Origin of the sequence: Kitasatospora sp. NPDC056181 (genome assembly GCF_042266225.1) — a bacterium.
In the GTDB taxonomy this organism is placed as follows: domain Bacteria; phylum Actinomycetota; class Actinomycetes; order Streptomycetales; family Streptomycetaceae; genus Kitasatospora.
Window position 1 is genome coordinate 1 of sequence record NZ_JBHJUK010000290.1, and the last position, 1848, is coordinate 1848.

Genomic DNA, 1848 nt, shown 5'->3' on the forward strand with positions numbered 1-1848 from the left:
CTGTGTGCGGTGTTCGCCCGGGTGCTGGGTCTGGCGGAGGTCGGGGTCGAGGACGACTTCTTCGCCCTCGGCGGGCACTCCCTCCTGGCCACCCGACTCGCCAACGAAGTCCGGATCGAACTCGGTCTGGAACTGCCCATCCGGACGGTCTTCACCGCCCCCACACCGGCCGCGCTCGCGGCCTGGATCACCGAACACGCCAGTCAAGAGTCCAGTGCTAGGCCCGCGCTGCGGCCGATGCGCAAGCAGGAGGAGTCCCGATGATCCCGTTGTCGTTCGCACAGCGCCGGCTCTGGTTCCTGGCGAAGCTGGAAGGCCGCAACACCGTCTACAACGTTCCGACCGCGCTACGGCTCTCCGGTGAGCTGGACCGTGAAGCGCTGGCCGAGGCGCTGCGGGACGTGATCGGCCGCCACGAGGTGCTCCGCACCGTCTTCCCGGAGGCCGACGGCGAGCCGTACCAGCGGATCCTCCCGGTGGACGGGACCGGCTTCGAGCTGACCCGCACCGAGGTCGCACCCGAGGAGCTCGCGGGTGCCGTCGCCGAGGCCGGGCGTCACGCCTTCGACCTCGGCACCGAAATCCCGCTGCGGGCCTGGCTGTTCGGCTCGGCACCCGGGGAGCACCTGCTGGTGCTGGTGGTCCACCACATCGCATGGGACGGCTCCTCGGCGGCGCCGCTGGCCCGGGACCTCTCCGTCGCCTACACGGCGCGGGCGGCCGGCCGGTCCCCCGACTGGGAGCCGCTGCCCGTCCAGTACGCCGACTACGCCCTGTGGCAGCGCGAGTTGCTGGGCGACCGGGACGACCCGCAGAGCCTGCTCGCCCGCCAGACGGAGCACTGGCGTGCGGTGCTCGCGGGGGCGCCGGAGGAGCTGGAGCTCCCGGCCGACCACCCGCGCCCGGCCGTCGCCTCCCACCGTGCCCACCAGGTGGCGCTCGACCTTCCGGCGGACCTGCACGCGAAGCTGCTGGGGGTCGCGCGCGAGCACGGTGCGACGCTGTTCATGGTGCTCCAGGCGGCGCTGGCGGTGACGCTGAACCGGCTGGGCGCGGGCACCGACATCCCGATCGGTGCGGCGGTGGCCGGCCGCACCGACGAGGCTTTCGACGACCTGGTCGGCTTCTTCATCAACACGCTCGTGATGCGCACCGACCTGTCCGGGGACCCGACCCTGTCGGAGGTGCTGGAGCGCGTCCGGGAGACGGGTCTGAACGCCCTGGACCACCAGGACGTGCCCTTCGATCGCCTGGTGGAGGAGCTGGCGCCGGCCCGCTCGCTGGCCCGTCACCCGCTCTTCCAGGTGATGCTCACCGTCCAGAACACCGCTTCGGCGGGGCTGAAGCTGCCCGGACTGAGCGTGGAGCCGCTGCCGACGGGGTCGACGACGGCCAAGTTCGACCTTGAGCTGTTCGTGGGCGAGGAGTTCGACGCCGACGGTTCTCCCGCGGGCGTCCGCGGGCGCTTCGTGGCCTCGGCGGATCTGTTCGAGGTGGGGTCGGTGGAGGTGTTGGTGGGGCGGTTGGTGCGGGTGTTGGAGTTGGTGGTGGTGGATGTGGGGGTGCGGGTGTCGGGTGTGGGTGTGTTGGGTGTGGGGGAGCGGGTGGGGTTGTTGGAGGGGTTGTCGGGTGGGGTGCGTGGTGGTGGTGGTGTGACGTTGGCGGGGTTGTGGGCGGAGCGGGTGGTGGAGTCGCCGGGTGCGGTGGCGGTGGTGGGGGATGGGGTGGAGTTGTCGTTCGGTGAGTTGGATGAGCGGGCTGAGCGGTTGGCGCGGTTGTTGGTGGGTCGGGGTGTGGGGGCGGAGTCGTTGGTGGGTGTGGTGATGGAGCGTGGGGTGGATTTGTTGG

The 1848-nt window shown here is 71.3% G+C and carries 2 protein-coding genes; both read left to right on the forward strand.

Translation table 11 applies throughout. The features are described 5' to 3' along the window. Positions 1 to 264, forward strand: a 264-nt coding sequence (locus tag ACFC1F_RS42795) for a phosphopantetheine-binding protein (protein ID WP_376167181.1), incomplete at its 5' end; no start/stop codon positions are given. Next, on the forward strand, positions 261 to 1848 hold a 1588-nt coding region (locus ACFC1F_RS42800), incomplete at its 3' end, for a condensation domain-containing protein (protein ID WP_376167183.1). The genes ACFC1F_RS42795 and ACFC1F_RS42800, both read left to right, overlap by 4 nt.